The organism is Haemophilus sp. SZY H8 (assembly GCF_018829755.1).
GTDB lineage: Bacteria > Pseudomonadota > Gammaproteobacteria > Enterobacterales > Pasteurellaceae > Haemophilus > Haemophilus haemolyticus_K.
This window is the reverse complement of the sequence record NZ_JAHKJY010000012.1, coordinates 1-1338: the sequence shown is the minus strand read 5'-3', so window position 1 is coordinate 1338 and position 1338 is coordinate 1. Positions and strand designations below refer to the sequence as shown.

Sequence of the window (1338 nt, the reverse complement as noted above, 5' to 3'; positions counted from 1 at the left end):
TATTTTGCGATAGATACCGCACAACTTAATAATAAGAAGAGTAGCTGGGTTCAGCGTGGTAAAGAGGCCTTTTCATTGAATTTGAAAAAAGGGTTAGATAATACTGAAGGGAAGATTGCTGCTGAAGGTTTGATCTCTATTCAAAGTCCGTTAATTCAAAACAATCAAGGTGTGATTTGGTCAAATCAAGGTTTACAACTTAATACAGCTAAAGGGCATATTTCTTCTCAATTAGGTTATTTATTTGGAAAAAATAGTCTTGATATTAGTACTTCAACCTTGAATAACCAAAAAGGTGAAATGTTAGGTGGACAGGTTTTATTGGCTTCACAGCAAGTTAATAATGAGGAAGGAAAGTTAATTGCCAGAAATCGCTCAGATTTATCAGTTAATCAATTTAATAATCAGCGTGGTATTGTTTATAGCCAAGATGAACTATCATTAAAAACAGAAAATTTACATAATCAAGATGGCCTTATTTCATCTGTTTCTCGTGCGACATTGCTTGCAAATGATTTAAACAACCTTAAAGGCGTGATTCAGGGCGAGTCTGATTTAACGATTCAAACCCAAAATTTGAACAATACACAAGGTGATATTTCAGCGAAAACAGCAGCGATTTCTTCTGCTGCAATAAATAATGCACAAGGTGTCATTTCATCTCAGGATTTAACATTATCTGGTTCAGATTTAAATAACAAAGGTGGAATTATTCAAAGTGCAAATTCAACATTAAATTTGACCGCACTTGATAACCAAGCTGAAGGTGATAAAGGCTCTTTGGTTAGTGCAACAAATCGTTTAGTGTTGAATGTTACAAATGTAAATAATAAAAATACAAAAGCTAAGCAAGATGCCCCTACTCAAGGTATTCAAACAGCTAATTTAGTAATGAATGCAGATCATATTGAAAACCAATCGGGTGGTATTTATGCTGGAAAATCAGCAAATATTACAGTTAATCAATCTCTTGATAATCAACAAGGTGAGATTTTATCAGCTGGTCGAGTTGATATTATAAATCCAGATTTGACCTTAGTTGTAAATAACGCTCTAGGAAAAGTTGAATCAGTGGTTGGCACAACATTGCAAGCTAAAACATTAGTTGATGAGGGTTCTATTAGTACAAAAGGAGATTTGGGTATTGAGTTAAATGATAGCTTTACCCTAAATAAAGCCTTTGGTGTAAGCAATAATCTTACTTTTAAAACAAAAGGTGATTTTGTTAATAATTCCAACCTTGTGGTAGGTCATTCAGCATCAGTTGAAGGATCTACTATTCAAAATAATGCTAATGCAGAAATTTCTTCAATAAATACACGTATTCAAACTAATAAG

Annotated in this window: 1 pseudogene; it reads left to right on the top strand. The window is 33.2% G+C overall.

The features are described 5' to 3' along the window. Window positions 1–1338: pseudogene (locus tag KKW16_RS08955) on the top strand (hemagglutinin repeat-containing protein); the annotation flags it as partial.